The sequence below is a fragment of the Nocardiopsis sp. LDBS0036 genome (genome assembly GCF_041228755.1).
GTDB classification, from domain to species: Bacteria; Actinomycetota; Actinomycetes; order Streptosporangiales; family Streptosporangiaceae; genus Nocardiopsis; species Nocardiopsis dassonvillei.
Genome location: NZ_CP141103.1, coordinates 1403120 through 1426123, shown reverse-complemented (window position 1 = coordinate 1426123; position 23004 = coordinate 1403120). Strand labels below are relative to the sequence as shown.

At 73.6% G+C, this 23004-nt stretch carries 17 protein-coding genes; 12 read left to right on the top strand and 5 right to left on the bottom strand.

What is annotated here, in order from left to right; all coding sequences use genetic code 11:
• Nucleotides 1-2 precede the first annotated feature (2 nt).
• The 4 genes from paaE to UIS43_RS06005 all read left to right on the top strand — a co-directional run bounded on the left by paaE (nt 3) and on the right by UIS43_RS06005 (nt 6426).
• Nucleotides 3-1106 carry a 1,2-phenylacetyl-CoA epoxidase subunit PaaE gene (gene paaE / locus UIS43_RS06020; RefSeq protein WP_071622233.1) on the top strand — a complete coding sequence of 368 codons (1104 nt, stop codon included), beginning with the start codon at nt 3-5 and terminating at the stop codon, nt 1104-1106.
• A complete protein-coding gene (gene paaI / locus UIS43_RS06015) occupies nt 1103-1510 on the top strand; it encodes a hydroxyphenylacetyl-CoA thioesterase PaaI (RefSeq protein ID WP_013153503.1) in 408 nt (135 codons plus the stop codon). Before paaE ends, paaI begins: the two co-directional genes overlap by 4 nt.
• Before the next feature lie 246 nt (nt 1511-1756).
• Nucleotides 1757-3901: a LamG domain-containing protein gene (locus tag UIS43_RS06010; protein ID WP_370012697.1), complete on the top strand. Its 2145-nt coding sequence runs from the start codon at nt 1757-1759 to the stop codon at nt 3899-3901.
• Nucleotides 3902-4161: 260 nt separating this feature from the next.
• Nucleotides 4162-6426: a serine/threonine-protein kinase gene (locus tag UIS43_RS06005; protein ID WP_071622231.1), complete on the top strand. Its 2265-nt coding sequence runs from the start codon at nt 4162-4164 to the stop codon at nt 6424-6426.
• A 193-nt stretch (nt 6427-6619) separates the two neighbouring features.
• Here the strand turns inward: UIS43_RS06005 and UIS43_RS06000 are convergent, their stop codons facing one another.
• From UIS43_RS06000 to UIS43_RS05990, 3 genes are all read right to left on the bottom strand, one after another.
• A complete protein-coding gene (locus tag UIS43_RS06000; protein WP_013153500.1) occupies nt 6620-7822 on the bottom strand; it encodes an MFS transporter in 1203 nt (400 codons plus the stop codon).
• Between the two features lie 251 nt (nt 7823-8073).
• Nucleotides 8074-9093: a LacI family DNA-binding transcriptional regulator gene (locus UIS43_RS05995; protein WP_013153499.1), complete on the bottom strand. Its 1020-nt coding sequence runs from the start codon at nt 9091-9093 to the stop codon at nt 8074-8076.
• A 141-nt stretch (nt 9094-9234) separates the two neighbouring features.
• Entirely contained in the window at nt 9235-10677 is a 1443-nt protein-coding gene (locus UIS43_RS05990) for an amidohydrolase family protein (RefSeq protein ID WP_370012693.1), read from the bottom strand.
• 656 nt (nt 10678-11333) lie between these two features.
• Between UIS43_RS05990 and UIS43_RS05985 the strand changes: the two genes are divergently transcribed.
• Nucleotides 11334-11708: an ADP-ribosylation/crystallin J1 gene (locus tag UIS43_RS05985; RefSeq protein ID WP_370012691.1), complete on the top strand. Its 375-nt coding sequence runs from the start codon at nt 11334-11336 to the stop codon at nt 11706-11708.
• Nucleotides 11709-11816: 108 nt separating this feature from the next.
• On the opposite strand, the gene UIS43_RS05980 is transcribed toward UIS43_RS05985, so the two are convergent.
• A complete protein-coding gene (locus UIS43_RS05980; RefSeq protein WP_013153496.1) occupies nt 11817-11975 on the bottom strand; it encodes a hypothetical protein in 159 nt (52 codons plus the stop codon).
• Between the two features lie 270 nt (nt 11976-12245).
• Between UIS43_RS05980 and UIS43_RS05975 the strand changes: the two genes are divergently transcribed.
• Complete coding sequence (locus UIS43_RS05975; protein WP_370012689.1) at nt 12246-13355, top strand: LLM class flavin-dependent oxidoreductase; 1110 nt, start codon at nt 12246-12248, stop codon at nt 13353-13355.
• Nucleotides 13356-13468: 113 nt separating this feature from the next.
• On the opposite strand, the gene UIS43_RS05970 is transcribed toward UIS43_RS05975, so the two are convergent.
• On the bottom strand, nt 13469-15022 hold the full coding sequence (locus tag UIS43_RS05970; RefSeq protein WP_232051672.1) for a BCCT family transporter: 1554 nt from the start codon (nt 15020-15022) through the stop codon (nt 13469-13471).
• 499 nt (nt 15023-15521) lie between these two features.
• Here UIS43_RS05970 and UIS43_RS05965 point away from each other — a divergent pair, with 499 nt between their 5' ends.
• From UIS43_RS05965 to UIS43_RS05940, 6 genes are all read left to right on the top strand, one after another.
• The gene (locus tag UIS43_RS05965; RefSeq protein ID WP_198048797.1) at nt 15522-16442 is read left to right on the top strand and encodes an AraC family transcriptional regulator; all 921 of its coding nucleotides are present in this window, start codon (nt 15522-15524) and stop codon (nt 16440-16442) included.
• A gap of 188 nt (nt 16443-16630) precedes the next feature.
• Complete coding sequence (locus tag UIS43_RS05960; RefSeq protein WP_117199016.1) at nt 16631-17521, top strand: ABC transporter ATP-binding protein; 891 nt, start codon at nt 16631-16633, stop codon at nt 17519-17521.
• The gene (locus tag UIS43_RS05955; RefSeq protein WP_071622225.1) at nt 17518-18570 is read left to right on the top strand and encodes an iron-siderophore ABC transporter substrate-binding protein; all 1053 of its coding nucleotides are present in this window, start codon (nt 17518-17520) and stop codon (nt 18568-18570) included. Before UIS43_RS05960 ends, UIS43_RS05955 begins: the two co-directional genes overlap by 4 nt.
• The gene (locus tag UIS43_RS05950; protein WP_358457824.1) at nt 18570-20672 is read left to right on the top strand and encodes an iron ABC transporter permease; all 2103 of its coding nucleotides are present in this window, start codon (nt 18570-18572) and stop codon (nt 20670-20672) included. Before UIS43_RS05955 ends, UIS43_RS05950 begins: the two co-directional genes overlap by 1 nt.
• 37 nt (nt 20673-20709) lie before the next feature.
• Complete coding sequence (locus UIS43_RS05945) at nt 20710-21864, top strand: peptidase C39 family protein (protein ID WP_370012685.1); 1155 nt, start codon at nt 20710-20712, stop codon at nt 21862-21864.
• A 167-nt stretch (nt 21865-22031) separates the two neighbouring features.
• Complete coding sequence (locus UIS43_RS05940) at nt 22032-22355, top strand: putative quinol monooxygenase (RefSeq protein WP_019611536.1); 324 nt, start codon at nt 22032-22034, stop codon at nt 22353-22355.
• Nucleotides 22356-23004 lie beyond the last annotated feature (649 nt).

The window sequence follows — 23004 nt, the reverse complement described above, 5'->3', positions numbered from 1 at the left end:
CCGTGACCACACCCGTCACCGAGACCGCGCCCGCGGCCGCGCGCCGCCGGGGCGCGTTCCACCGGCTGCGCGTGGCCGCCGTCGAGCGCCTGTGCGACGACGCCGTCGCCGTCACCTTCGACGTCCCCGACCACCTGGCCGAGGAGTACGCGTTCGCCCCCGGGCAGTCGCTGACCCTGCGCCGCGAGGTGGACGGCGTGGAGGAGCGCCGCAGCTACTCCGTGTGCGCCCCCGTCGGCCAGGCGCCCCGTGTGGGCGTGCGCCTGGTCTCGGGCGGCCTGTTCTCCAACTGGCTGGTCAACGAGGTGCGCCCCGGCGACGAGGTGGAGGTGGGCGCGCCCACCGGCCGCTTCGTCCCCGACCTGGACACCGCGGCCCGCCACGTGATGGTCGCCGCCGGTTCGGGCATCACCCCGGTGCTGTCCATGGCCTCCTCGCTGCTGCGCCGCACCGACTCGCGCGTCACCCTGCTCTACGGCAACCGCCGCAGCGACACGGTGATGTTCGCCGACGAGATCGCCGACCTCAAGGACGCGTTCGGAACGCGCTTCGAGCTGGTGCACGTGCTCTCCCGCGAGCCGCGCGAGGCCGAGCTGTTCACCGGGCGCCTGGACGGCGCCAAGCTGGAGGCGCTGCTGGACACGGTCGTGGCCGCCGACGCCGTCGACCACTGGTGGCTGTGCGGACCGTACGGCATGGTCACCGACGCCCAGGAGGTGCTCACGGGCCGGGGCGTGCCGGGGGAGCGGATCCACCAGGAGCTGTTCTTCGTGGAGGGCGCCGAGCCGCCGCCCCAGGCGCGCCACGAGGAGCCCGGCGTGGAGGGGCCCGCCAGCGAGGTGACCCTCGTGCTGGACGGGCGCACCACCACCCTGACGCTGCCGCGCGGGGTGCCCGTGCTGGACGCCGCGCAGCGCTACCGGCCGGACCTGCCCTTCGCCTGCAAGGGCGGGGTGTGCGGCACCTGCCGGGTGAAGGTGTGCGAGGGCGAGGTGCGGATGCTGCGCAACTACGCGCTCACCGAGGCCGAGGTGGCGGCGGGGTACGCGCTGTCGTGCCAGGCGTTGCCCGAGAGCGACGCCGTGACCGTGGACTACGACGCGTGAGCGCGCGCAACGAGACCGCCTGGCGGATGTTCGAGGCGGACATGGCGTCCAAGAACCTGGGGATGCGCCTGGTCGAGGCCAGCGACGGACTGGCGGTCGTGGAGATGACCGTGGGGCCGCTGATGCTCAACGGGCACGGGATCGCCCACGGCGGGTTCGTGTTCACCCTGGCCGACACCGCGTTCGCGTGCGCGTGCAACGTGGACGGGGGAGGGGTGACCGTGGCCTCGGGGGCGGACGTGACCTTCGTGGCCCCGGCGAAGGAGGGTGACGTGCTGGTGGCCACCGCCCGGGAGCGGGCGCTGTTCGGCCGCAGCGGCCTGTACGACGTCACGGTCCGCCGGGGCGAGGAGGTCGTCGCCGAGTTCCGGGGCCGCAGCCGCACGCTGCCCCCGCGCGGCTAGCCGCCGGGTCGGGGCGGCTACGGGGCCGGGACCGCGAGGGCGGTCCCGGCCCCCTCGCGTGGTGGCGGGGCCGGTGGCGGGTGTCCACAAGCGGTCATCCGCGTTTGGGGTGAGGTCAGTACATGTGTGCGCCTTGATGGAGAAAAGCGAACCTTGTGGCTTATGTGAGCACATGGATAGCTTTTTCCCGTTCGTGTCCCGGGTCCGCCCACGAGGCGGCCCTCGACCAGACAGGCAATCCCCCTCATGCGTCGTTCCCTGACCCGTACGACGGCGGTCTCGGCCGCCTCGGTACTGGCCTTGTCACTCCTCTCCCCGTCGCAGGCGCTCGCCGACGACAACCGTCCTCCGGACCGGCCCGACACCGCCACGCTCACCGCGCGGGGAAGGGTGTGCTCCACCGACCAGGATGCCCCCACACTTATCGGCAGCACAGCACCCCTCCTGAGAGGAGTCTTCCGCGATCCCGACTCCGAGACCGGGGCACAACGGATCAGGGCCGAGTTCGAGTGGAGCCTGGAGGGCACCGACGAACTCCTCGGCGCGGCCGAGTCGACCCATACCTGGCACCACCCCGGCCGTGACCCCTATCCGCTGTCGGTAACCGCGAGCGGCCTGCCCGAAGACACCCTCATGCGCTATCGCGCGCGCGGCCATGACAACCAGGAGCCGGGTGAGTGGTCCGAGTGGTGCTGGATCGAAGTCAACACCGACGGACCCGAAGCGCCTCCGCTGGTCACCTCCGACGACTACCTTCCCAACGGTGGTTTCCAGGGAGCACCCGGTCGGACAGCGGAGTTCACCTTCGCCAACAACGGAACGCTGGACGCGGTCTCCTACGAGTACAACCTCGGCCTGGAACCCCTGTGCAACACCCGGGTGGAACTCGATGAGCCCGGTGCCTCCGCCACCGTCTCGGTCACACCGCAGAGGTCGGGACCCCAGTGGATCTACGCCCGGAGCGTCGACGCCTACGGCAACACCTCCGCGTGCGAGTTGGTGTACGAGGTCCTGGTGGCTTCCCTGGCCGACCCCGTGGCCTACTTCCTCCTCGACGAAGGTGAGGGGACGAGCGCCTCGGACGTCATGTCAGAGGACCGCTCTGCTACGGGGGACGGCGGCATCGCCTGGACCCGTGGCCGCGTGGGCGAGCGCCAGGGCAGCGGTTACCGGCTGGAGGGCACGGCCGTGGCCACGGCTGACGGACACCTGCGCACCGACACGGCGGTCGTCGACACCTCGGAGGCCTTCGCGGTGTCGGCCTGGGTCCGGTTGGACGAGACCGGCACCGACGCCGTCGCCCTCTCCCAGGACGGCGAACATCTGAGCGGCTTCCAGCTCGGTTACGACGCCTCCGAGGAGGCATGGGTGTTCCAGACAGCCTCTCAGGACGGACCGCAGGCCGGGTTCGACCAGCGCGTGGTCTCCACCGTTCCCGCTCAGGCGGGCGTGTGGACACAGCTCAGCGGTCAGCACGATCCGGAAACCGGAGAGATCGCCCTCTACGTCGAGGGCGCCCATCAGGGAAGCGCCGCGTGGGACTCCGCCTGGAACGCTGAGGGCCCGTTCGTCATCGGAGGCGGCCGGGAAGCGGACGCCTTCTCGGGCAGTTGGCCGGGAGCGGTCGATCACGTCAAGGTATGGGACCGCCTCCTCATCGTCGAGGACGCGCCCTACACCAGCACCAAGCGGTCGGAGGTGTGGCAGCACGCCAACCTGCCGCTGGCCCTGGAGGGCCGGTGGATGTTGGAGGAGAGCGGTGGTGCGGCCGCCGCGGACGGTTCCGACCACGGCCTGGACGCGACACTGCACGGTGACCCCGCGACGGTGTGGGAGGGGGCGTTCAACGACTGGACCTACACCTCCGCGATCCTTCTCGACGGAACCGCGCAGGAGCACCTGCGCACGGACGGAGCGGCTGTGCGCACCGACCGCAGCTTCACCGCCTCGGTGTGGGTGCGTTTGGACGAGGGCGGCTCCGACGCCGTCGCGCTCTCCCAGAGCGGCGAGCACACCGGTGGGTTCGTGCTGGGGTACGACGCCGAACTGGAGGCGTGGGTCTTCGAGACATCGGCCGGGGACTCCGAGGGAGCTGAGGTCAGCCGCGTCGCCTCCGCCTGGGCGGAGACGGGGAGGTGGACCCATTTGACCGGTATCTACGACCACGTGGACGGAACACTCGCCCTCTACGTCGACGGTGTCCGGCAGGAGGACGCGGAACGCGAGGGCGCCTGGCACGCCGACGGCGACGTGGTGATCGGAGGCGCCGGATACACGGACGGCGTCGACCGTCCCTGGACGGGCGCTCTCGGCACGGTCTTCCTCCTCCAGGGAGTCGCTTTCCCCCACGACGTCTACACCGTGATGGAAGGTCTCCTGCCGAGGGTTTAGTCGAGACCTCGGAGCACCAGGACCGGGGCACGGGCGCCCCGTCGCAATGACCGACCGGGGCCGGGGCCGTCACAGGACGGTCCCGGCCCCGGCATGTGCGAGGAAGGGCCACGTATCAGCCCCCGCCAGGGCCTGGTTCCGTCCCGTCCTGGGCGATTCCGCGTCGTCGGAGCCGGGCAGGGGGCGCGAACACACGGGGGCGATCGCGCGTCCCACGGGCGTAGGGAGGGCGCCGTCCTCCGCCGCACGAGAAGGACCCCATGACCGTCACGCCCGCCCCCGTCCCCCCGCCGCCCCGCGACACCGGCCTCCCGCCCGGCCTCGAACCCCTGGAGAAGGGCGACCCGCGAACGCTCGGCCCCTACCGGATCGTGGGGCGGATCGGCGCGGGCGGCATGGGCGCCGTCTACGGCGGAATCGACGGAAGCGGGCGGTGCGTGGCCGTCAAGACCGTGCACGCCCGCTTCGCGCGCGGACGCGGCCACCGCGAGGCCTTCGCCCGCGAGGTGGACATGCTGGCCCGCGCCCGGGGTGTGAGCACCGCGCGACTGTACGACGCCGACACCACGGCACGCGTGCCCTGGCTGGCCTTCGACTACGTCCCCGGCCGGAACCTGCGCGCCCACGTACGCGCCTTCGGCCCCCTGGAGGGGGAGATGCTGCGCGCGTTCGCGGCGGGCACCGCCGAGGGCCTGGCCGCGCTGCACTCCGCCGGGATCGCGCACCGCGACATCAAACCCGGCAACGTCATCCTGTCCCCGGACGGCCCGAAGATCGTCGACTTCGGCATCGCCACCGCCGTCGGCACCACGCGCGCGAACGACCGGGGCGCCTCCTACGGCACCCCCGGCTGGGTGGCGCCCGAACGCTACACCGGGGCGGTCGCCGACCCGGCCGCCGACGTGTTCGCCTGGGGCGCCCTGGTGGCGCTCGCGGCCACCGGACGCGAACCCTTCGGCCGCGGCACCCCCGAGCAACTGCGCCAGCGGGTCACCGCCGGTCAACACGACCTGGCGGGCGTGCCCGACGACGTCCTGCCGCTGGTGGAGGCCGCCCTGGCCAACGACCCCGCGCGGCGCCCGCGCGCGGTCGAGCTCATGCGCGCCCTGCTGCCCGAACCCGAGGAGGTCGGACTGAGCGGACGCGGCGGCCCGGTCCCGGCCGCCGAGACCCTGCGCGCCCTGCTGCGCGGCTACTGGCGCGGGGTCGACTCCGCGGGTCACGACCCCGCCGCGTGGGCGACCGCCGTGGGCGTGCTCTCGGCGGCCGGGATCACCGCGGGCGCGCTGGGCGGCGCGGGGGCCGGTACGGGCGCTGGCGGGGCCGCGGCCGGTACCGGCGGTGCCGCAACCGGTACGGGCGGTGCCGCGGGAGCCGCCACCGGAACCACGGCGGCGGGGGCCGCCGGCGGTACCCTCACCGCCCTGGCCGGGGCCAAGGCGGCGGTGGCCGGTGCGGGCGTGCTGGTCGCCGCCGGGCTCGCCACCGGCGGGTACGTGGTCTACGACCGGGTCAGCGGTGCTCCGGCGGAGGCCGTCACCGCCGCCGCGACCACCCTGGAGGAGGGCGGCGGGTTCGTGGTCGAGGTCGAGCGCCGCTTCAGCGACGCGCACGCCGAGGAGGTCGCCGCGCGGACCGGTCAGGCGGTCGAGGCGGTGCTGGAGGAGAGCACGGCCACCGTCGAGTACCGCTACGCGGCCGACCGTGACGTCTTCCTGGCCAGCGGCGAGGTGATGGGACAGGGGTCCGTCGCGGCCGCCGACAGCGGCGGACGGCTGTACGTGTACGGGCCCGCCCTGGCGGAGGGCGAGGCCTCCGAGCCGGTGGAGCCCGCGTGGGAGGCCACCGCCGAGGACCTGGGTCCCGAGCTGGTCACCGGCCCGCTGCGCACGATGGCGGAGTCGCCGGACCTGGAGGCGGGCGGAGCCGGGGAGGAGGGCGGCCGGGTGTACACCGGCCCGCTCACGTCCCGGCTCGTGGTGGACGGCGAGGTGGTCGAGGAGGACGCGCGGGGCCTGGTCGAGGTCGACGAGCGGGGCGGCCCGGTGCGGATGGAGTACGCCGGAGCCCTGTGGCGGGTGCGGGCCGACTTCACCGAGGTCGGCGGCCCCGTGGAGGTGGTCGACCCCCAGCAGGGGGAGGAGTCCGGCGGCGGACGCCTGGAGGTGCTCCACGCGCCCGCCTGCGGAGAGTTCGAGTTCTACGAACGTGTCTGGCAGGTGCGCGCGGACGCCTGGGGGATGTCGTGCGACCGCGCCTTGGAGGTGGCGGGGCTGCTGGGGAGCGAGGGCGGGCGCTCGGAGCTCGCCCTGGGGTACACCGGTACCGGGGTGCACACCCACTTCGTGGACGGCGAGCTGGCCTGCGTGGGGGTGAGGGAGTCGGTCCCCGGGCTGTCGGGGGCGGAGTCCCCCTGGTCGCTGGTCTCCTGCACGTCCGCCACATCCGTCGGGGAGAGCGAGTTCGGCTGGGAGGAACTGGAGTTCGGGGAGTCCGTCCTCATCCGGTTCGTCCGGGTGGAGTAGGAGGACGGTCGGCCCGGACGGCGCGGGCCTTCGCCGGGGGACCGCGCCGCAGGCTGCCCGCGGGCCCGGGGCCTCGGAAGGTCCGCGCCGAAGGACACCGGGCAGGCCTCCGTCGTCCCCCTTCGCCCCGTTCCCGGCCCGAGGGCGCGCCCCGCCCAGGGTTTCGGAACGGGGCTCCCTCCCGGTCCCGGGGTCAGCGCAGGGCGCTGGGCTCCGGGGCCGCCACCGTCCGGCCTTCGCGGTCGCGCCGCCGCCCCGGGCGGTCCAGGACGCCCGCGAACACCGCGATGCCCAGGCCCACCACGGCCAGCACCGCCCCGATCGCGGCCGGGGAGGTGTACCCCAGGCCCGCGCTGATCCCGATGCCGCCCAGCCACGCCCCGGCGGCGTTGGCCAGGTTGAACGCCGAGTGGTTGGAGGCCGCCGCCATCGTCGGCGCCTCGGCGGCCTTGTTCATCACCAGGACCTGGAGCGGGGTGGCCACGCCGAACCCCACCGCGCCCAGGACCACCACCGTCACCGCGGCCGTCCAGGGGTTGTGCACGGTCACCGTGAACACCACCAGCACCACCGCAAGCGCGGCCAGCGACCCGTAGATCGTCGGGCGCAGCGCCCGGTCGGCCAGGGGTCCCACGATCAGCGAACCCAGGGTCATGCCGGTGCCGAACAGGGCCAGGACGATCGGCACCCCGGACGCGGACATGCCCGCCAGCTCCGTCATCATCGGCGAGACGTAGCTGTAGACGGCGAACACCCCGGCGAACCCGAAGACCGCCGTGACCAGGCCCAGGACGACCTGGGAGCGGCCCAGTTCGCGCATCTCGTGGCGCAGGCCCGTGCCGGAGGCCGCGGGCTGGTGCGGCACGAACACCGCGACGCCGAGCAGGGCGAGCAGGGCGATCCCGGCCACGACCAGGAACGCCGCGTGCCAGCCCATCGCCTGGCCCAGGAAGGTGCCCGCGGGCACGCCGACGATGTTGGCCACGGTCAGGCCGAGGAACATCCGCGAGACGCCCGTGGCCCGCCGCCCCGGACCGGCCAGGTGCGCCGCGACCAGCGAGCCCACTCCCAGGTAGGCGCCGTGGGGCAGTCCGGCCAGGACCCGCGAGGCGAACACGGCGCCGAAGGACGGGGCCAGGACGGTGGCGAGGTTGCCCACCAGGAAGAGCCCCATGAAGACCAGCAGCGCCGTCTTGCGGGGCAACCGCGTGCTCAGCGCGGTGAGCAGCGGTGCGCCGACCACCACGCCCAGGGCGTAGGCGGAGATGAGGTATCCGGCGGTCGGAACCGGTACGCCGAGGTCGGCGGCGACCTCGGGCAGCAGTCCCATGATCACGAACTCGGTGGTGCCGATGGCGAACGCGCCGACGGCGAGGGCGAGCAGGGCCAGAGGCATGGGTGGGTCCCCTTCGAAGGGTCGGTCGGGGTTCACGGGTGCCGGGCGCCGCGGGTCGCGGGGTTTCGGGCTTTCCGGGGCCCGGCGGGGCCGAATGACAGCGGAGGGTGATTTGGCACGTGCCAATTCCAGTGTCGGACTTTTCCGGACCTGTGCCAACCGTCCGCGCGTGTGATGTGGCTCTTAGCGGCGCGCCCACCGTCGGAAACGTCGCAGGACACCGGCCACGGGCGTCCCGGGCCGCAGGGCCCTCAGCGCGGGGGAGCGGTGCTGCCGCGCACCGTCAGGGCGGGCTCCAGCAGCAGATGCCTGCTCTCGGTGCGCCCGCCGTCCAGGCGCTCGGACGCGGAGCGGACGGCGAGCCGCGCCATGCGCGCCGCGTCCTGGCGCACCGACGTGAGCTGGAGGAAGGAGAGCCGCGCGGTCCGGCTGTCGTCGTAACCCACCACCGAGACGTCCCCGGGCACGCTCACCCCGGCGCGGACCAGTGTCGCCAGCAGCCCGAACGCGCACAGGTCGTTGGCCGCGACCACGGCCGTGGGCAGGGCCTCCCGCGCCAGGAGCACCCGCGCCGCCCGCGCGCCCGCCTCCTCGGAGTAGTCGCCGGGCAGGACCTCGACGCGCCCGCCCAGGCCGTACCCGCGCATCGCCTCGGCGTAGCCCCGCGCGCGCCCGCCGGCCCCCGGGAGCCCGCCGCCGTCGACGTGCACGATGTCGCGGTGGCCCAGTTCCACCAGGTGCCCGACGGCCTGGCCCACGCCCGCGGCGTCGTCCGTGCCCACGCTGTCGGTCCCCTCCGCGCCGGTGCGCTGGCCGATCTCCACCACGGGGACCCGTTCGGCGACCCGCGCCAGGTCCGCGGGCGCCTCCGCGGACAGGCCGATCAGGATCAGCGCCTCGCAGCGCAGCCCCACCAGTTCGTCGATCGCCTCGCGTTCGCTGCGGGTGCTGGCCATCGCGCTCAGCACCACGCCGTACCCGAGTTCGGCGGCGGCGGGGTAGAGCTCCTCGACCAGGTGGGCGTCCATCGGGTACTCCAGGCCGAAGAGCACGCCCACCTGTCGGCTGCGCGCCCGGCGCAGCAGCCGTGCGGCGGTGTCGGCCCGGTACCCCAGCTCCTCGGCGGCGCGCAGGACCCGCTCCCGGGTCCGCGCGCTCGGGCCCGGGCGGTCGCCCAGCACCAGCGAGACCAGCTGCCGCGAGACCCCCAGGTGCGCGGCCACGTCGGCCATCGTCGGGTGCCGATGGGCGCCCGTCCCGTTCTCCGACATCTGCCTCCTCCGGTTCGCGCCGCCGCCCGGTGCCCCGGGACGCCGACCGCCCCGCGACCGGCGGCGGTCGCGGGGCCGCCCGGCCTCCTCGGGCCCGGACCCACATTCTGGCACCGGCCCGTCTCCGCGCGGGCGCCGCGCTCACCGGCCGCGGGTGCCGGAGTCGCGGTAGTCCGTGTAGGTGTAGGGGTTGTCCAGCACCTTGGACGCGGGGATGTCGGGGTTCATCCCCTCGGTCCAGGCCTCCTCCCCGACCGAGGCGCGCAGGTGCTCGACGGTGGCCTCCACACCGCGGCGCACGGCGGCCAGGTCCACGCCCACCAGCCGGTGCTCGTGCTTGACCACCCGGCCGTCGACGAGGACCGTGTGCACGTCGGCGCGCTGGGCCTGGAGGGCGATGTGCCCGTAGGGGTTGAGCAGGGGGAAGGACACGGGCGAGTCGTCGTTGCGGATCAGCACGAGGTCGGCCTTGGCGCCGGGCGCGATCCGGCCCAGGTCGTCGCGGCCCAGGGCGGCGGCCCCGCCCCGGGTGGCCCACTCCACCACCTGGTCGGCGCGCAGGGCGCTGTGGGTGACGGTGTCGCTGCGCCCGTGCGCCTCCTGGTGCTCGCGGGCCCGATCGGCGCCCAGGGTGGCGCGCATGGCGCTGAACAGGTCCCCGCTCTGCCACACGCTGCTGTCCACCGACAGCGACACCGGTATGCCGTGGGCGCGCATCGCCCACGTGGGCGGGTATCCCTGGCCGGCGCTCTGCTCGCTCTCGGTGGAGACCGACACCGACCCGCCGGTGGCGGCGATGCGCTGGTAGGAGTCCGCGGACAGGGAAGCGGCGTGCACGTACACCGTCTCGGGCCCCATGAAGCCGTGCTCGTGCATGAGCCGGACGCCGTCGTCACCGGTGGCGCCCCACACCCCGGCGTGGGTGGTGACGGCCAACCCCAGGTCGCGGGCGGCCTCGAAGGCAGGCCTCTCGGGGAACTCCGGGTCGCCGGTGACGTCGAAGGCGATCTGGAGGCCCAGCATGTCGTCGCCCCGGTGGCGTTCGACGAAGGCGCGCAGATCGGGGCTGGTGGCCCACTCGGCGGGCGCCCGCTGGATGTTGCCGTAGGCCAGGACGTGGCGGCCGGGGACCGAGAGCAGCGCGTCGGCGGCCGCGTCGGCGTGTTCGGGGGTCTGGAGGCCGTGCGACCAGTCCACGACGGTGGTGACCCCGGCCTCCAGGGCCTCGACGGCGGCGAGCGTGTTGCCCGCGTGCACGTCGACGGGGCGGAACCGCGTGCCGTGTTCGAGGTAGTACCAGACGAAGTACTGGGCGAGGGTCCAGTCGGCCCCGTAGCCGCGCATGGCGGTCTGCCACATGTGGCGGTGGGTGTCGATCATGCCGGGCATGACCAGGCCGCCGGAGGCGTCGATCTCCGTGGTGCCCTCGGGTACCGGCAGGCGCGGTCCCACGGCGGCCACGCGGTCGTCGACGACCAGGACGTCGGTGTCGGGCAGGACCGTGCGCGCGTCGTCCATGGGCAGCACCGTGCCGCCGCGCAGCACCACCGGTCGGCCCCGGGGGAACTCGTTCGGTCTGTTCAAGGAGGGCTCCTTCGCCGTGTGCCCCTCGCGGACCGGTCCGGGGTCCCGTCGCCGCCGCGGTCGTGGTCCCTCGCGCGCTCGTGGGACGGGCACGCCTTCGGCGGCCGCCCGTACCGGGAGGAAGGGGAAGGGACCGGTGCGGCCCGGCGCGTGGGGACGTCCGGGAGCCGGGAGGGGGCGGAATGCGTGTGTCCATCCCACTGTGTCATTTCTGGTGACCGTGGGGTGCCGAAGCCCGTCGGGGCGGAGGAGGATCACGGGCCTGGCGGGGGAGGGGGTGAAAGCCCCCGGACATGGCTGTGGCCCGCGTCCCCCAACGCGGGCCACAGCGGGCGCGGCCAGGGTGCACTGAGTGCGGTCTGGCCGCTGGGAAGGCGGATGTAGCGGCTGAGTACGTGCCGGAAACCCCCATTGCCGACACGAGCGCTGACATCCGCGCATGGATTGTGGTGTGCGCCTCACAGGACCTGCGGGTTGGGTGCGGGTGGTGGGGATCGGGGTTCGGTCTGGGGCGCTTCACCTGTAAGAACGCTTCGTCTGTAGGAGGTGTTCCCGCTGGACGGACCGATTTTCGGATCGTCCGGTAAAAAGCGGGTGCGGACTGTCCCCGCTCTTCCTAAGCTCCTGACCACGCTCTACCCAAGGAGGCGGTTCCCATGCCCGCGACCCTCACCCTGTGGCGGCCCACCGGGCCCGCGGAACTCGCCCTGGTGGGGGACTCGGGCTGGCGGGAGTGGCCGCCGCGCCTGCCTGAGCAGCCGATCTTCTACCCCGTGCTCAACGAGGACTACGCGGTGCGCATCGCCCGCGAGTGGAACCTGCCACGCGACGGCGAGGGGCACGTCACACGCTTTCGCGTGGACGCGGACTTCGCCTCCCGCTATCCGGTGCGGCAGGCCGGTGGGCGCACGATCCTGGAGCTGCGGGTGCCCGCCGGGGAGCTGGCCGCGTTCAACGCCCACCTCGTCGGTCCGATCGAGCTGGTGCGCTCCTTCCTGCCCGAGCACCCCGAGGGCGTGGTCCACGCCTGAGCGGGTCGCCGCCGGGCGGGAGCGGTGCACGCCGGTGGCCGCCGGGGCGGTCCCACCAGACGGGAACCGCCCCGGCGCGAGGGTCCTTCGCGGCCGTGCGTCCGGAGCTCAGGCTCTGGGGTCGGTGACGACCAGCAGGTCGGGGTCCACGTCGGTGAGGGCGGTCATGACGTCGCCGAGCGCGTCGGCGAGCACCACGGGGTCGCGGTCGGTCCGGTCTCGGTCCTGGTGGGGAAGGCGGCGTCGGGGATCGAGGGTGGTGGCCATGGGGCTGCGGGCGCGCGGGCCGGGGGTGTGCGCCCTCCTCCTTCACGTGTTCAGCCGTTCCGGTCGCCGTGACGCCCGGTGACCGTGCCGTTGTCGGCTTTTCCAGGGATACCAGGGGAGAGTGACATTCGGTGGGTACGGAGCGTGCCTGTGGATGAACGCGGGCCCACCGGGCAGCGTGCGCGGGGGAATGCGGGGCTGCCGCGAGGCGTTCCGCATGATAGTTTAATCGGAAACTACTTCTTTGGAAGATACCTAGGGGAGCGGGCCATGCAGTTCGGAATCTTCTCGGTGAGCGACGTGACCACCGACCCCACCACCGGCCGTACGCCGACCGAGGCCGAGCGCGTCAAGGCGATGGTGACCATCGCGCTCAAGGCCGAGGAGGTCGGCCTGGACGTCTTCGCCACCGGCGAGCACCACAACCCGCCCTTCGTGGCCTCCTCACCGACCACGATGCTCGGCTACATCGCGGCCAAAACGGACAGGCTCATCCTGTCCACCTCCACCACGCTGATCACCACCAACGACCCGGTCAAGATCGCCGAGGACTTCGCCATGCTCCAGCACCTGGCCGACGGCCGGGTGGACCTGATGATGGGCCGCGGCAACACCGGCCCCGTCTACCCCTGGTTCGGCCAGGACATCCGCCAGGGCATCCCGCTGGCGCTGGAGAACTACAACCTGCTGCACCGGCTCTGGCGCGAGGACGTGGTGGACTGGGAGGGCAAGTTCCGCACCCCCCTGCAGGGCTTCACCTCCACCCCCCGCCCCCTGGACGGGGTGCCCCCCTTCGTCTGGCACGGCTCCATCCGCAGCCCCGAGATCGCCGAGCAGGCCGCCTTCTACGGTGACGGCTTCTTCCACAACAACATCTTCTGGCCCGCCACGCACACCAAGAAGCTCATCTCGCTCTACCGCCGCCGCTTCGAGCACTACGGCCACGGCAGGGCCGAACAGGCCGTTGTCGGCCTGGGCGGACAGGTGTTCATGCGCAAGAACTCCCAGGACGCGGTGAGGGAGTTCCGCCCCTACTTCGACAACGCGCCGGTCTACGGCGGCGGCCCCTCCCTGGAGGAGTTCACCCGCGAGACCCCGCTGACCGTCGGCAGCCCGCAGGAGGTCATCGACCGCACGCTGACCTTCCGCGACTCCTTCGGCGACTACCAGCGCCAGCTCTTCCTCATGGACCACGCGGGCCTGCCGCTCAAGACGGTCCTGGAGCAGCTGGACCTGCTCGGCGAGGAGGTCGTGCCGGTGCTGCGCGAGGAGTTCGCCGCCGGGCGGCCCGCGCACGTGCCCGACGCGCCCACCCACGCCTCGCTGCTGGCCGCCAAGGGGGACGCGGACACCGCCTCCGGCCGGGACGGCCAGCGGTAGGTCCGCACCCGGCCCGGGCCGTGGCGGCCCCCTGGAACCCCCGGGGGACGTCCACGGCCCGGGCCGCGCCGCGCCCGGAACCCGCCTCGGGTCCTGCGGGCGCGGCGCGGTTCCTACGGGGAGGCCTGGCCGACCGGCTCCCCGGCCCGCGGCGCGTGGTCGCCGTCCCCGTCCCGTGACGGGCGCGGGGCGACGATGCCCTGCTCTACCGCCATGTCGCGCAGCAGCGGGTGCGTGGTCCACAGCGTCGGCAGCATGAGCAGGCCGACGGGCACCGCGGTCACCACGATGAAGGACTGCAACGCCTGGATCCCGCCGTCCCCCACCAGCAGCAGTGCGACGGCGGCCAGCCCCATCCCCACGCACCAGAACGCGCGGACCAGGCCCGAGGGTTCTCCCTCGTGCATGCTGGAGACCGCGATGGTGTAGGACATGGAGTCGAGCGTGGACGCCAGGAAGATCAGCGCCACGACCACCATCAGCACGCCCAGCGCTCCGGTCAGCGGCAGCGCCTCCAGGATGGCCAGCGCCGCCGCGGGCAGCCCGTCCTCGGCGTAGGGGCCCGTGATCGTGCCGGGCTCGCGCTGCTCCAGCCAGATGCCGGTGCCGCCCAGCGCGGTGAACCAGAGCATGGTCACCACCGAGGGCACCACCGTCGCCCCGACGTAGATGTCGCGCACGGTGCGGCCCCGTGAGATGCGGGCGAAGAAGACCGCCATCATGGGCCCGAAGCCCAGGAACCAGCCGAAGAAGAACAGCGTCCAGTACCCGAGCCACTGCTCGTCGCCCCGGTACAGCGCCATCGGGAGGAACTCCCGGGCGTGCACGGCGCTCGCCTGCAGGAACAGGTTGACGACGAAGGGCAGCGACGCCATGCCGACGATGACGGCGATGAGCGCCAGGGCCACCCAGACGTTGGCCCGGCTCAGCAGCTGGATGCCCTTGTGGATCCCGCTCAGCACCGACACCGCGGCCACCGCGGTCAGGCCCAGGATGATCAGCGCCTGGACGGCGTAGGTGTCGGGCAGCCCGAACAGCTCGCTGCAGATGTAGGAGATCTGGAGCCCGAGGAAGCCGATCGGCCCCACGGTCCCGGCCACCACGGCGAGCACGCAGCTGATGTCGGCGACCGCGCCGATCCAGTGCGTGCGCACCCGCTCGCCCAGGAGCGGCCACAGCAGGGTGCGCGGGCGCAGCGGCATGCCCTTCTCGACACCGCGCATCATGACCAGGGTGGCCAGCGCGCCGCCGACGGCCCAGCCGATGAAGCCCCAGTGCACGAAGCTCTGCGCCAGCGCCACCGCCGCGCCCTCGGCTCCGCCGTCGACCTGGTCGGCGTACTGCGGCGGCGGGGAGGCGTAGTGGGCGATGGGTTCGGCCGCCGCCCAGAACACCCCTCCGGCGGCCAGCAGGGTGGTGACGACCATCGCGATCCAGGTGAACCGCTTGAACTCGGGTTTGTCGGTGCCGCCCATGCGGACCCGCCCGTAGCGGGAGAAGGCCAGGACGGTCATGACGACGAAGGTGGCCAGCATCAGCAGCTGCCAGTAGGCGCCGAACCAGCGCGCGGACCAGGTGAAGGCCGCGTCCACGGCGGAGCCCATGGCGCGGGGGGCGACCAGGGCGGCGAGGACGAAGGCGGTCATCAGGGCGCCGGACACGCTCATGACCCAGGGATCGGAACGTCTGCCTCGCGCGGACGCGCGTGAGCGCAGAGTGGAGAACATGGAGTAGAGGAAGCCCCTCGAATGGAAGCACCGGCCGGGACGCGCCGCAGCCGGTATCTGAAGCTCCATGCGCTGTGCGCGCGTGGCGGCCGCCGGGAACGACCGCCCGGTCTCACGGCCAGCGCGGCAGGCGCGGCATGGAGTGGGGCGGAGCGTCGAACGCAGCCCTGCCCGGTCGCCGACGGGCACTCACGGCGGGGGACGAGGGAGAAGAGCGGTTCCCGGGTCCCACCGCGGGCGGCGCGACGACGACGTTCCACACTATCGCAGGCCGCGGCGCGTGTCCGTGTGAGGGTAAACACTGCTGACGGGTCACCGGGCGGGGGAGGAGCCGGGGCCGTCCGTGCGGGTCGGTGTCCCCCCGCGTTCCGCGTGCGGGCCGCGTCCACGGGTGCCCCGCCGGGACGCCGTACCCGACGCCGACTGCGACAATAAGGACATGTCGCCCATATCTCCGCTTCCGGAGCGTACCGGCAGCGCACCGCCCGGGACGGCCGCGCCCTCCGGGGAGGGCGCGGGTCTGGGCACCTGGCGGCGCGAGCCGAGCACCCTGGTGCGGCGGGCCGCCCCGCTTCCGGAGGGGGCCGCGGCGCCCTTCGTGATCATCGCGGAGTCCCACGCGCCGGGCGCCCCCGCGGAGTGGGAGCCGCACGCGCACCCCGCGCACGAACTGGTGTGGGTGCGCTGCGGGGCGCTGACCGCCCGCGTCGGCGACCGCGTCTTCACCGTCTCCGAGGGGTGCGGGCTGTGGGTGCCCGCCGGGGAGGTGCACGCCGGCCGGCTGACGGCCGGGGCCGAACTCCACACCGCCTTCTTCGCCCCGGACCGCACGCCGGTCGCCTTCGAGGGCCCCACGGCCATCGCGATGACCCCGGTGCTGGAGTCACTGCTGATGCGCCTGGCCCGCACCGACCTGGACGCCGGGGCGCGCTCGCGCGCGGAGGCGGTGGTGTTCGACGTGCTGGAGCCGTCGCTGCCCCAGCTCGCGCTGCGCCTGCCCGGCGAGGCCCGGGCCGACGTGATCGCCGACGCCCTGCTGCGCGACCCCGCCGACGACCGCTCCCTGGAGGAGTGGGCGCGCGACCTGGGCGTGAGCCCCCGCACGATCAGCCGCGCCTTCCGCGCCGCCACCGGGCTCTCGTTCGCGCAGTGGCGGCAGTCACTGCGCATCCACCGGGCGCTCCTGCTGCTCGGCGAGGGGCGCGAGGTGCAGGACGCCGCCGAACTCCTCGGATACGCCCAGACCAGCACCTTCATCGACGCCTTCCGGCGCGTGATGGGCACCACCCCGGGGACGTACTTCGGCCCTTCCCGGGCGGCCGTTGACCGGAATTCCGTATCCGGTGTCCGGAAGTCCTGATTGCAGCCACGGAGCGGCCGAATCTATTCTGAGTGAGTGAAGGCTAACCTAATCTCCCGTTCGGGCGCCCGTACCCGTGTCCGGCCGTATCCGCTGGTCGGGCAGTGTGCGCACGCCGTCCGCGGCTCCGTCCGCGCCGTGCCGCGTCCGTCCTCCGCCACGGCCGCCGCGGTCCCGGCACGCCCGGCGTGCCCAGCGCCGTGACGCGGGCGCACGCCCTGAGCGGGGACCGGCTGGTCCTGAGCTACGGCGGTTCCACGGTCGTCCACGGCGCCTCGCTGTCCCTGGAGGCCGGGCGCGTGACCGCCCTGGTGGGGCCCAACGGCAGCGGCAAGTCCACACTCCTGCGCTCGCTCGCCCGACTGCACCGCATCGACGAGGGACAGGTCACGCTCGGCGGCGGGGACGGGGAACCCGGGCGCCCGGCTTCCCTGCTCAGCGCACGCCGGTTCGCCCGGGAGGTCACCCTGTTCGCCCAGGCCCGGCCCACGCCGGAGGGCCTGGCGGTCAGGGACGTCGTCGCGTTCGGACGCCACCCCTACCGGCGCGGCCTCGCGGGGCTCTCCGACCAGGACCGGCGCGCCGTCGAGCACGCCATGGAGGCCACCGGGGTGCGGGACATGGCCGACCGGGCGGCCGGACAGCTCTCCGGCGGAGAGATGCAGCGCGTGTGGCTCGCCACCTGCCTGGCCCAGGACACCGGCGTCGTACTGCTGGACGAGCCCACCAACCACCTGGACCTGCGGTACCAGGTCGAGACCCTCGACCTGATCCGCGACCTCGCCGAGGACCACGGGGTCGCCGTCGGCGTCGTGCTGCACGACCTCGACCACGCCGCGCGCGTCGCGGACACGCTGCTGCTGCTCAGCGCCGGACGCGTCCACTCCGCGGGCGACCCGGCCGAGGTCCTCACCAGCCGCAACCTCAGCGAGGTCTACGGCATCCGGGTCGAGGTCGCCCACGACCCCCGGACCGGCCGCCTGCGCATCGACCCCGTGGGCCGCCACGCGGCCCGTCCCCGGTCCGCGAACGCGGACCACCCGAACACCGCGGAACAGAACAGAGAGAACCACCCATGACCCGTCTCCCCCGTCTCGCGACCGCGGCCTGCGCCGCCCTCGCCCTCGCCGCGACAGGATGCGGCACCACCAGCGTCGAGGAGCCCGAGACCGGCGGCGTCGCCGCGCCCGCCTCCCAGAGCTGCGCCGAGGACACCACGACCACCTCCACGGGCCCGGTGTCGCTGACCGACGGTGTCGGCCGACAGGTGGAGCTCGACCAGCCCGCCGAGCGCATCGCCGTCCTGGAGTGGCAGCAGGTCGAGGACGCGCTCACCCTGTGCGTCACCCCCGTGGCGGTCTCCGACACCGAGGGCTACAGCACCTGGGTGAGCGCGGAGGAGCTGCCCGAGGGCGTCACCGACATCGGCAACCGTGAGGAGCCCGACCTCGACACCCTGTACGCGCAGAACCCCGACCTGGTCATCGTGGAGGCCTTCAGCGCCGACGACGAGATCATCGCGCAGCTGGAGGAGCGCGGGGTGCCCGTCCTCGTCACGCTGGGCGCCGACCCGGCCGACCCCGTCGGGAACATGCGGAGCGTCTTCCAGATGATCGGTGAGGCCACGGGGCGCACCGAGCGGGCCGACCAGGTGATCGGGGAGTTCGACGCCCACCTCGCCGAGGCCAAGGAGCGCGTGGCCTCCGCCGACCTGCCGACGAAGGACTTCCTGTACTTCGACGGGTGGCTCCAGGGCGGCAACCTCACCATCCGCCCCTACGGCGAGGGCGCGTTGTTCACCGCCCTCGGCGAGGAGCTCGGGATGACCCCGGTCTGGACCGACGAGATCAACGAGGCCTACGGGGACGGCGGCGTCAACCCCTCCTACGGCCTGGCGCAGACCGACGTCGAGGGACTCACCGCCGTGGGCGGGGCCAACCTCTTCTACGCCAACGACGAGGGCGTCGGCGGCTACGTGGAGGCGCTGGAGGAGAACCCGATCTGGAACTCCCTCCCGGCCGTGGAGGAGAACCGGGCCCACGCCTTCCCCCCGCGGATCTGGGGCGCGGGCGGCCCGCGCTCGACCGCGCAGGCGGTCGACGCCTTCGCCGACGCGATCACGCAGTAATGAGCGGACCGGTTCAGGCCCCGCCCCGGAGGCCCCCGCTGCCGCGCGTCGGCGCGCGCGGCGGCGCCGCCGGGGCGGCGGTCCTCGCGGGACTGGTCGCCGCGATCCTCGCGGTGGCCGTGTGGCACCTCACCCAGGGGACCTCCGGCGTGGGGTGGTGGGACCTGGTGCGCTACGCGGCCGGGGAGCGGGAGGCCGTCGACGGGGTTCCGGTCGGCGACGTGTTGGCCGGATCGCGGCTTCCGCGCCTGTTCGCCGGTGTGGCCGTGGGCTTCGCCCTCGGCGTCGCCGGGGCGCTGCTGCAGTCGGTCACGCGCAACGCGCTCGCCTCTCCCGACACGCTCGCGGTCACGGCGGGGTCCTACCTGGCCCTGACCCTGGTCGCCGCGTTCGGGTTCGCCGTCCCGCTGTGGGCCTCCGGTCTGGTGTCCTTCACCGGGGGGCTGCTGGCCGCCGCGCTCGTGCTGGCACTGGCGGGCAACGCCGCCGGAACGGCCACGACGCGGCTGATTCTGGCCGGTTCGGCGACCGCGATGGCCCTGGACGCGGCGACCGCGATGCTGCTGATCCTGTTCAAGGAGAACACCACCGGCCTCTTCGCCTGGGGGAGCGGCTCCCTGGCCCAGCTCAACATCGACGCGTCCCTGCGCGCGATGCCGCTCATCGCGGTCGTGCTGGGCGTGGCGCTGCTGCTGAGCCGAAGGCTGGACGTGCTGGGCCTGGGCGACGACACCGCGGCCTCGCTCGGAGTGCCCCTGCGCTCGACCCGGACCGCCGCGGTGCTCTGCGCCGTGCTCCTCACCGGAGCGGCGGTGACGCTGGCCGGTCCGATCGCCTTCGTCGGTCTGGGCGCGCCCGTGCTGGCGCGCCTGCTCGCCGGACGGATCCGGCCGCTGCGCAGGCACCTGCTGCTCGTGACCGCCTCCGGGCTCCTCGGCGCCCTCCTGATCCTGCTCGCGGACGCCGGGCTGCGCGCGCTGCTCGGCGCCGAGGGCGCCGCCTCGATCCCCACGGGGGTGCCCACGGCCGTGCTCGGCGGCCTGCTCATCGTGGTCCTGGCCCTGCGCCTGCGCGACGCGGGCCCGGTGCGCCGACCGCCGGGCGCGCGGACCGGACCGCGCACGCGGCGGCGCTTCCTCGGCGTCCTGCTGGTCGCGGCGGCCCTGCTCGTCTCGGCGGCGCTCGTGGGCCTGCTCGCGGGCAGCCTGTGGCTGCGCACGGGCGACATCGCCCTGTGGCTCCAGGGGAGCGCACCCGACCTGATCGGCCGGTCCCTGGACGAACGGTTCCCCCGGGTGGCCGCCGCCGTACTCGCCGGAGCGGCGCTGGGCCTGGCCGGGAGCGCCGTCCAGAGCACCGTGCGCAACCCGCTCGCGGAGCCGGGTCTGCTGGGCATCACCGCCGGAGCCGGGCTGGGGGCGGTCATCGTGGTGACCGCCAGCCCCGGCAGCGGCCTGCCGTCGCTGGTCACCATGTCGGTCCTCACGGGCCTGGCCACGTTCGCGCTGATCGCCGCGCTGGCCTGGAGGGGCGCGCTGCGTCCGGACCGGTTCGTGCTGATCGGCATCGGGTGCGGATACAGCCTGAGCGCGGTCACGACGTTCCTGCTCCTGCGCGCCGACCCCTGGCAGACCCCGCGCATCTTCACGTGGCTGTCCGGCACGACCTACGGGCGCACCCTGCCGGAGGTCGTGCCGGTCGCCGTGGCGCTCGTCCTGGCGGCGCCGCTGATGCTCGGCCTGGCCCGCCACCTCGACCTGATCGCCGTGGACGAGGACACGCCCCGCATCCTCGGCATGCGGGTGGAGCGGACGCGGCTGGTGCTGCTCACCGTCGCCGCGGTCCTGGCTGCCGTCAGCGTGGTCGCGGTCGGGGTCGTCGGCTTCGTCGGGCTCGTGGCGCCCCACCTGGCCCGCGCGCTGGTCGGCGCCCGCCACGGGCGCAGCGTTCCGGTCGCGATGCTGCTGGGCGCGCTGCTGGTCTGCGTGGCCGACACCCTGGGCCGCACGCTGCTGGCCCCGGCCCAGCTGCCGGCCGGGCTCATGATCGCCCTGGTCGGCGCGCCCTACCTCGTCTGGCTGCTGCGCCGCTCCCGCGCGTGAACCGCCGATCCCCTCTGATCCGCACCAGGAGTGCCGAATGCCGTCCCACAGCCCCGACGCGCCCGCCCCGGTCGTCGTCCCCTTCGACCCGGCCGCCGTGCCCGCGCCCCTGGCGCGTATCGCCCCCGACCGGGTGCTCGAACGCTGGGGAGCGGTCGACCGCTCGGCCCACGCGCCCGAGATCGTGGCCGTGCCCGACGGGGCGGGGGAGGGCTGGGCCGCCGCCGCGCTGGTGACGGCGCGCCCGCGCACCGCCTACGCCAAGATCGTCGACGCCGTCGGCGACGTGCCCGCCGCCGCGGCGGCGGTCCTGTCCCACGCGCGGGGCCGGGGGCTCGTACAGGTCAAGTGGGAGGGGTGGACGGTCGGCGCGGAGGAGGCCTCCGCCGCCGGTTTCGCGCCGCTGGAGGCCCCGCGCGGGGAGGGCGGGGACGGGAACCGTCCGCCCGCCGGTCACGTGCGCTGGCTGGGGGAGGGTCCGGCTGAGGCGGAGCCGCCGTACTACCGCCAGTCCACGAACTTCACGTGCGGCGCCGTCACCGCCCTGGTCGCACAGGTGCAGGCCGGGGCGGTGCCCCGCGAGTCCCTGGACCGCCCGGCGGAGCTGACGCTGTGGCGCGACGCGACGAACTTCCCCGCCTGCGAGCCCGTCGGGCTGGGCGTGGCCGTGCGCCGGGCGTGGCCGTCGTCGCCCGTCACGGTGTTCCTCGACGTGGACCGGCCGGTCATGCTCGACTCCTACGCCGGGGACGAGAGGGAGTGGCGCGCGGTCCTCCAGCGCGCGTCGCGGGAGGACGCGGCGCGGGCCGGGGTCCCGGTGGATCCGCGCCGCCTGTCCACGGCCGACATCCGCGAAGCGATCGGCCGGGGGGAGCGCGTCCTGCTGCTGGTCTCCCTGGCCGCGATGCAGGGTTTCGACGTGCCGCACTGGGTGCTCTGCCACGGGGCGGTGCCGGACGCGCTCGTGGTCGAGGACCCCTGGACCAACGGCGCCACGGGCGACACCTGGGTCGACGCCCACCTGCTGCCCGTGTCCGACGCCGCGCTCGACGCGATGTCGTCGCTGGAGGGGGACGGCTACCGCGGCGCCGTGGGCATCGCGGGGCCGGAGGGCGGCGCGGGCACCGTGGGGCCGGAGGGCGGCGTGGGCACCGTGGGGCCGGAGGGCGAGGAGCCGCTCCTGCGTCCCTGAGACCGTCCCGCGTCCGTGGACCGGTGCACCCCGGTCCGTCCAGGTGCACATTGATTCGTCTAGTTGCGCCCCGGTTTGTCCGGTGGTCGCCGTGGTCGCCGGTTCTGGGAAAGTGGGGACGGGGCGCGGCACACCGTGTCCCGCAGCACCGACAAGGAGGAGGGGCGATGATCCTCATCGTCGTCAAGTTCCGGGTCAAGCCCGAGGTAGGAGACGGTTTCCTGGACGCGGTCGCCGACTTCACCGCGGCCACCCGCGCCGAGCCGGGCAACCTGTGGTTCGAGTGGTCCCGCAGCGTCGAGCGCGAGAACGAGTTCGTGCTCGTCGAGGCGTTCAAGGACGGCGCCGCCGAGGCGCACGTCAACAGCGACCACTTCCGTGACGGGCTGGCCGCCATGAAGCCGCTGCTCACCGAGACCCCGCTCATCGTCAGCCGGGTCGTGGAGGGCGAGGGCTGGGACCGGATGGGCGAGCTCACCATCGAGGCCTGACCGGTTTCCGTTTCCTCCAGACAGTGTTCCGGCCCCGGGCGATCCGTCCGGGGCCGTTCCCGTGTTTTCCACAGGTGGGAGTTGGGGGTGGCCGTGGGTGGCGTGGTGATGGTTTCCTGGAAATAGGGGGGATCCCACCCAGTAGGCGCTGTGGCATGCCCTGAAACACTCGGCGACCAATAAGGATAATGGATCGAGGGGCAGGGAGGGGCCGCCCACAGGTCTCTCCCCTACGCCCTTCTCGTCGGGGGTTTCTGGCGGCAACGAAAGCGCGCCAGCTGCCGCGAAAGGGTACGGACGACGGAGAGCGGTCGGGGCCGGTGAAGAGTTGGGCATCCGACGAAAAGCGGCACCAAAGGCGGGAGCGGCCACCGGAGGACGACCAACGCCCAGGGTGTAGGGATGGTCGGGCTCTGCTGCGTCGACACCAACGGCAAGCAGGCCCTCCGGCCTCGGGCAACGACCCCGGACCCTGCGGTCAGCGCGGGCAACGATCGCACCAGCGACAATCGGTTATTTCGAGGGCACATTTTCGGACACCTTTTGAGCCTGACTTAAACATGGAGCACCAATGAGGATCGGACCCCAGAAGGAAAGACTTCATATTCGCTCTGTGAATAGTGGAGAAATGGCGGGCGCTGGCTTATAA

What these genes read in the sequence shown, in the direction of transcription:
- UIS43_RS06010 (WP_370012697.1), top strand. Translation starts at nt 1,757, where the DNA reads ATGCGTCGTTCCCTGACCCGTACGACGGCGGTCTCGGCCGCCTCGGTA.
- UIS43_RS06005 (WP_071622231.1), top strand. Translation starts at nt 4,162, where the DNA reads ATGACCGTCACGCCCGCCCCCGTCCCCCCGCCGCCCCGCGACACCGGC.
- UIS43_RS06000 (WP_013153500.1), bottom strand. Translation starts at nt 7,822, where the DNA reads ATGCCTCTGGCCCTGCTCGCCCTCGCCGTCGGCGCGTTCGCCATCGGC.
- UIS43_RS05995 (WP_013153499.1), bottom strand. Translation starts at nt 9,093, where the DNA reads ATGTCGGAGAACGGGACGGGCGCCCATCGGCACCCGACGATGGCCGAC.
- UIS43_RS05985 (WP_370012691.1), top strand. Translation starts at nt 11,334, where the DNA reads ATGCCCGCGACCCTCACCCTGTGGCGGCCCACCGGGCCCGCGGAACTC.
- UIS43_RS05980 (WP_013153496.1), bottom strand. Translation starts at nt 11,975, where the DNA reads ATGGCCACCACCCTCGATCCCCGACGCCGCCTTCCCCACCAGGACCGA.
- UIS43_RS05975 (WP_370012689.1), top strand. Translation starts at nt 12,246, where the DNA reads ATGCAGTTCGGAATCTTCTCGGTGAGCGACGTGACCACCGACCCCACC.
- UIS43_RS05970 (WP_232051672.1), bottom strand. Translation starts at nt 15,022, where the DNA reads ATGAGCGTGTCCGGCGCCCTGATGACCGCCTTCGTCCTCGCCGCCCTG.
- UIS43_RS05965 (WP_198048797.1), top strand. Translation starts at nt 15,522, where the DNA reads ATGTCGCCCATATCTCCGCTTCCGGAGCGTACCGGCAGCGCACCGCCC.
- UIS43_RS05955 (WP_071622225.1), top strand. Translation starts at nt 17,518, where the DNA reads ATGACCCGTCTCCCCCGTCTCGCGACCGCGGCCTGCGCCGCCCTCGCC.
- UIS43_RS05950 (WP_358457824.1), top strand. Translation starts at nt 18,570, where the DNA reads ATGAGCGGACCGGTTCAGGCCCCGCCCCGGAGGCCCCCGCTGCCGCGC.
- UIS43_RS05945 (WP_370012685.1), top strand. Translation starts at nt 20,710, where the DNA reads ATGCCGTCCCACAGCCCCGACGCGCCCGCCCCGGTCGTCGTCCCCTTC.
- UIS43_RS05940 (WP_019611536.1), top strand. Translation starts at nt 22,032, where the DNA reads ATGATCCTCATCGTCGTCAAGTTCCGGGTCAAGCCCGAGGTAGGAGAC.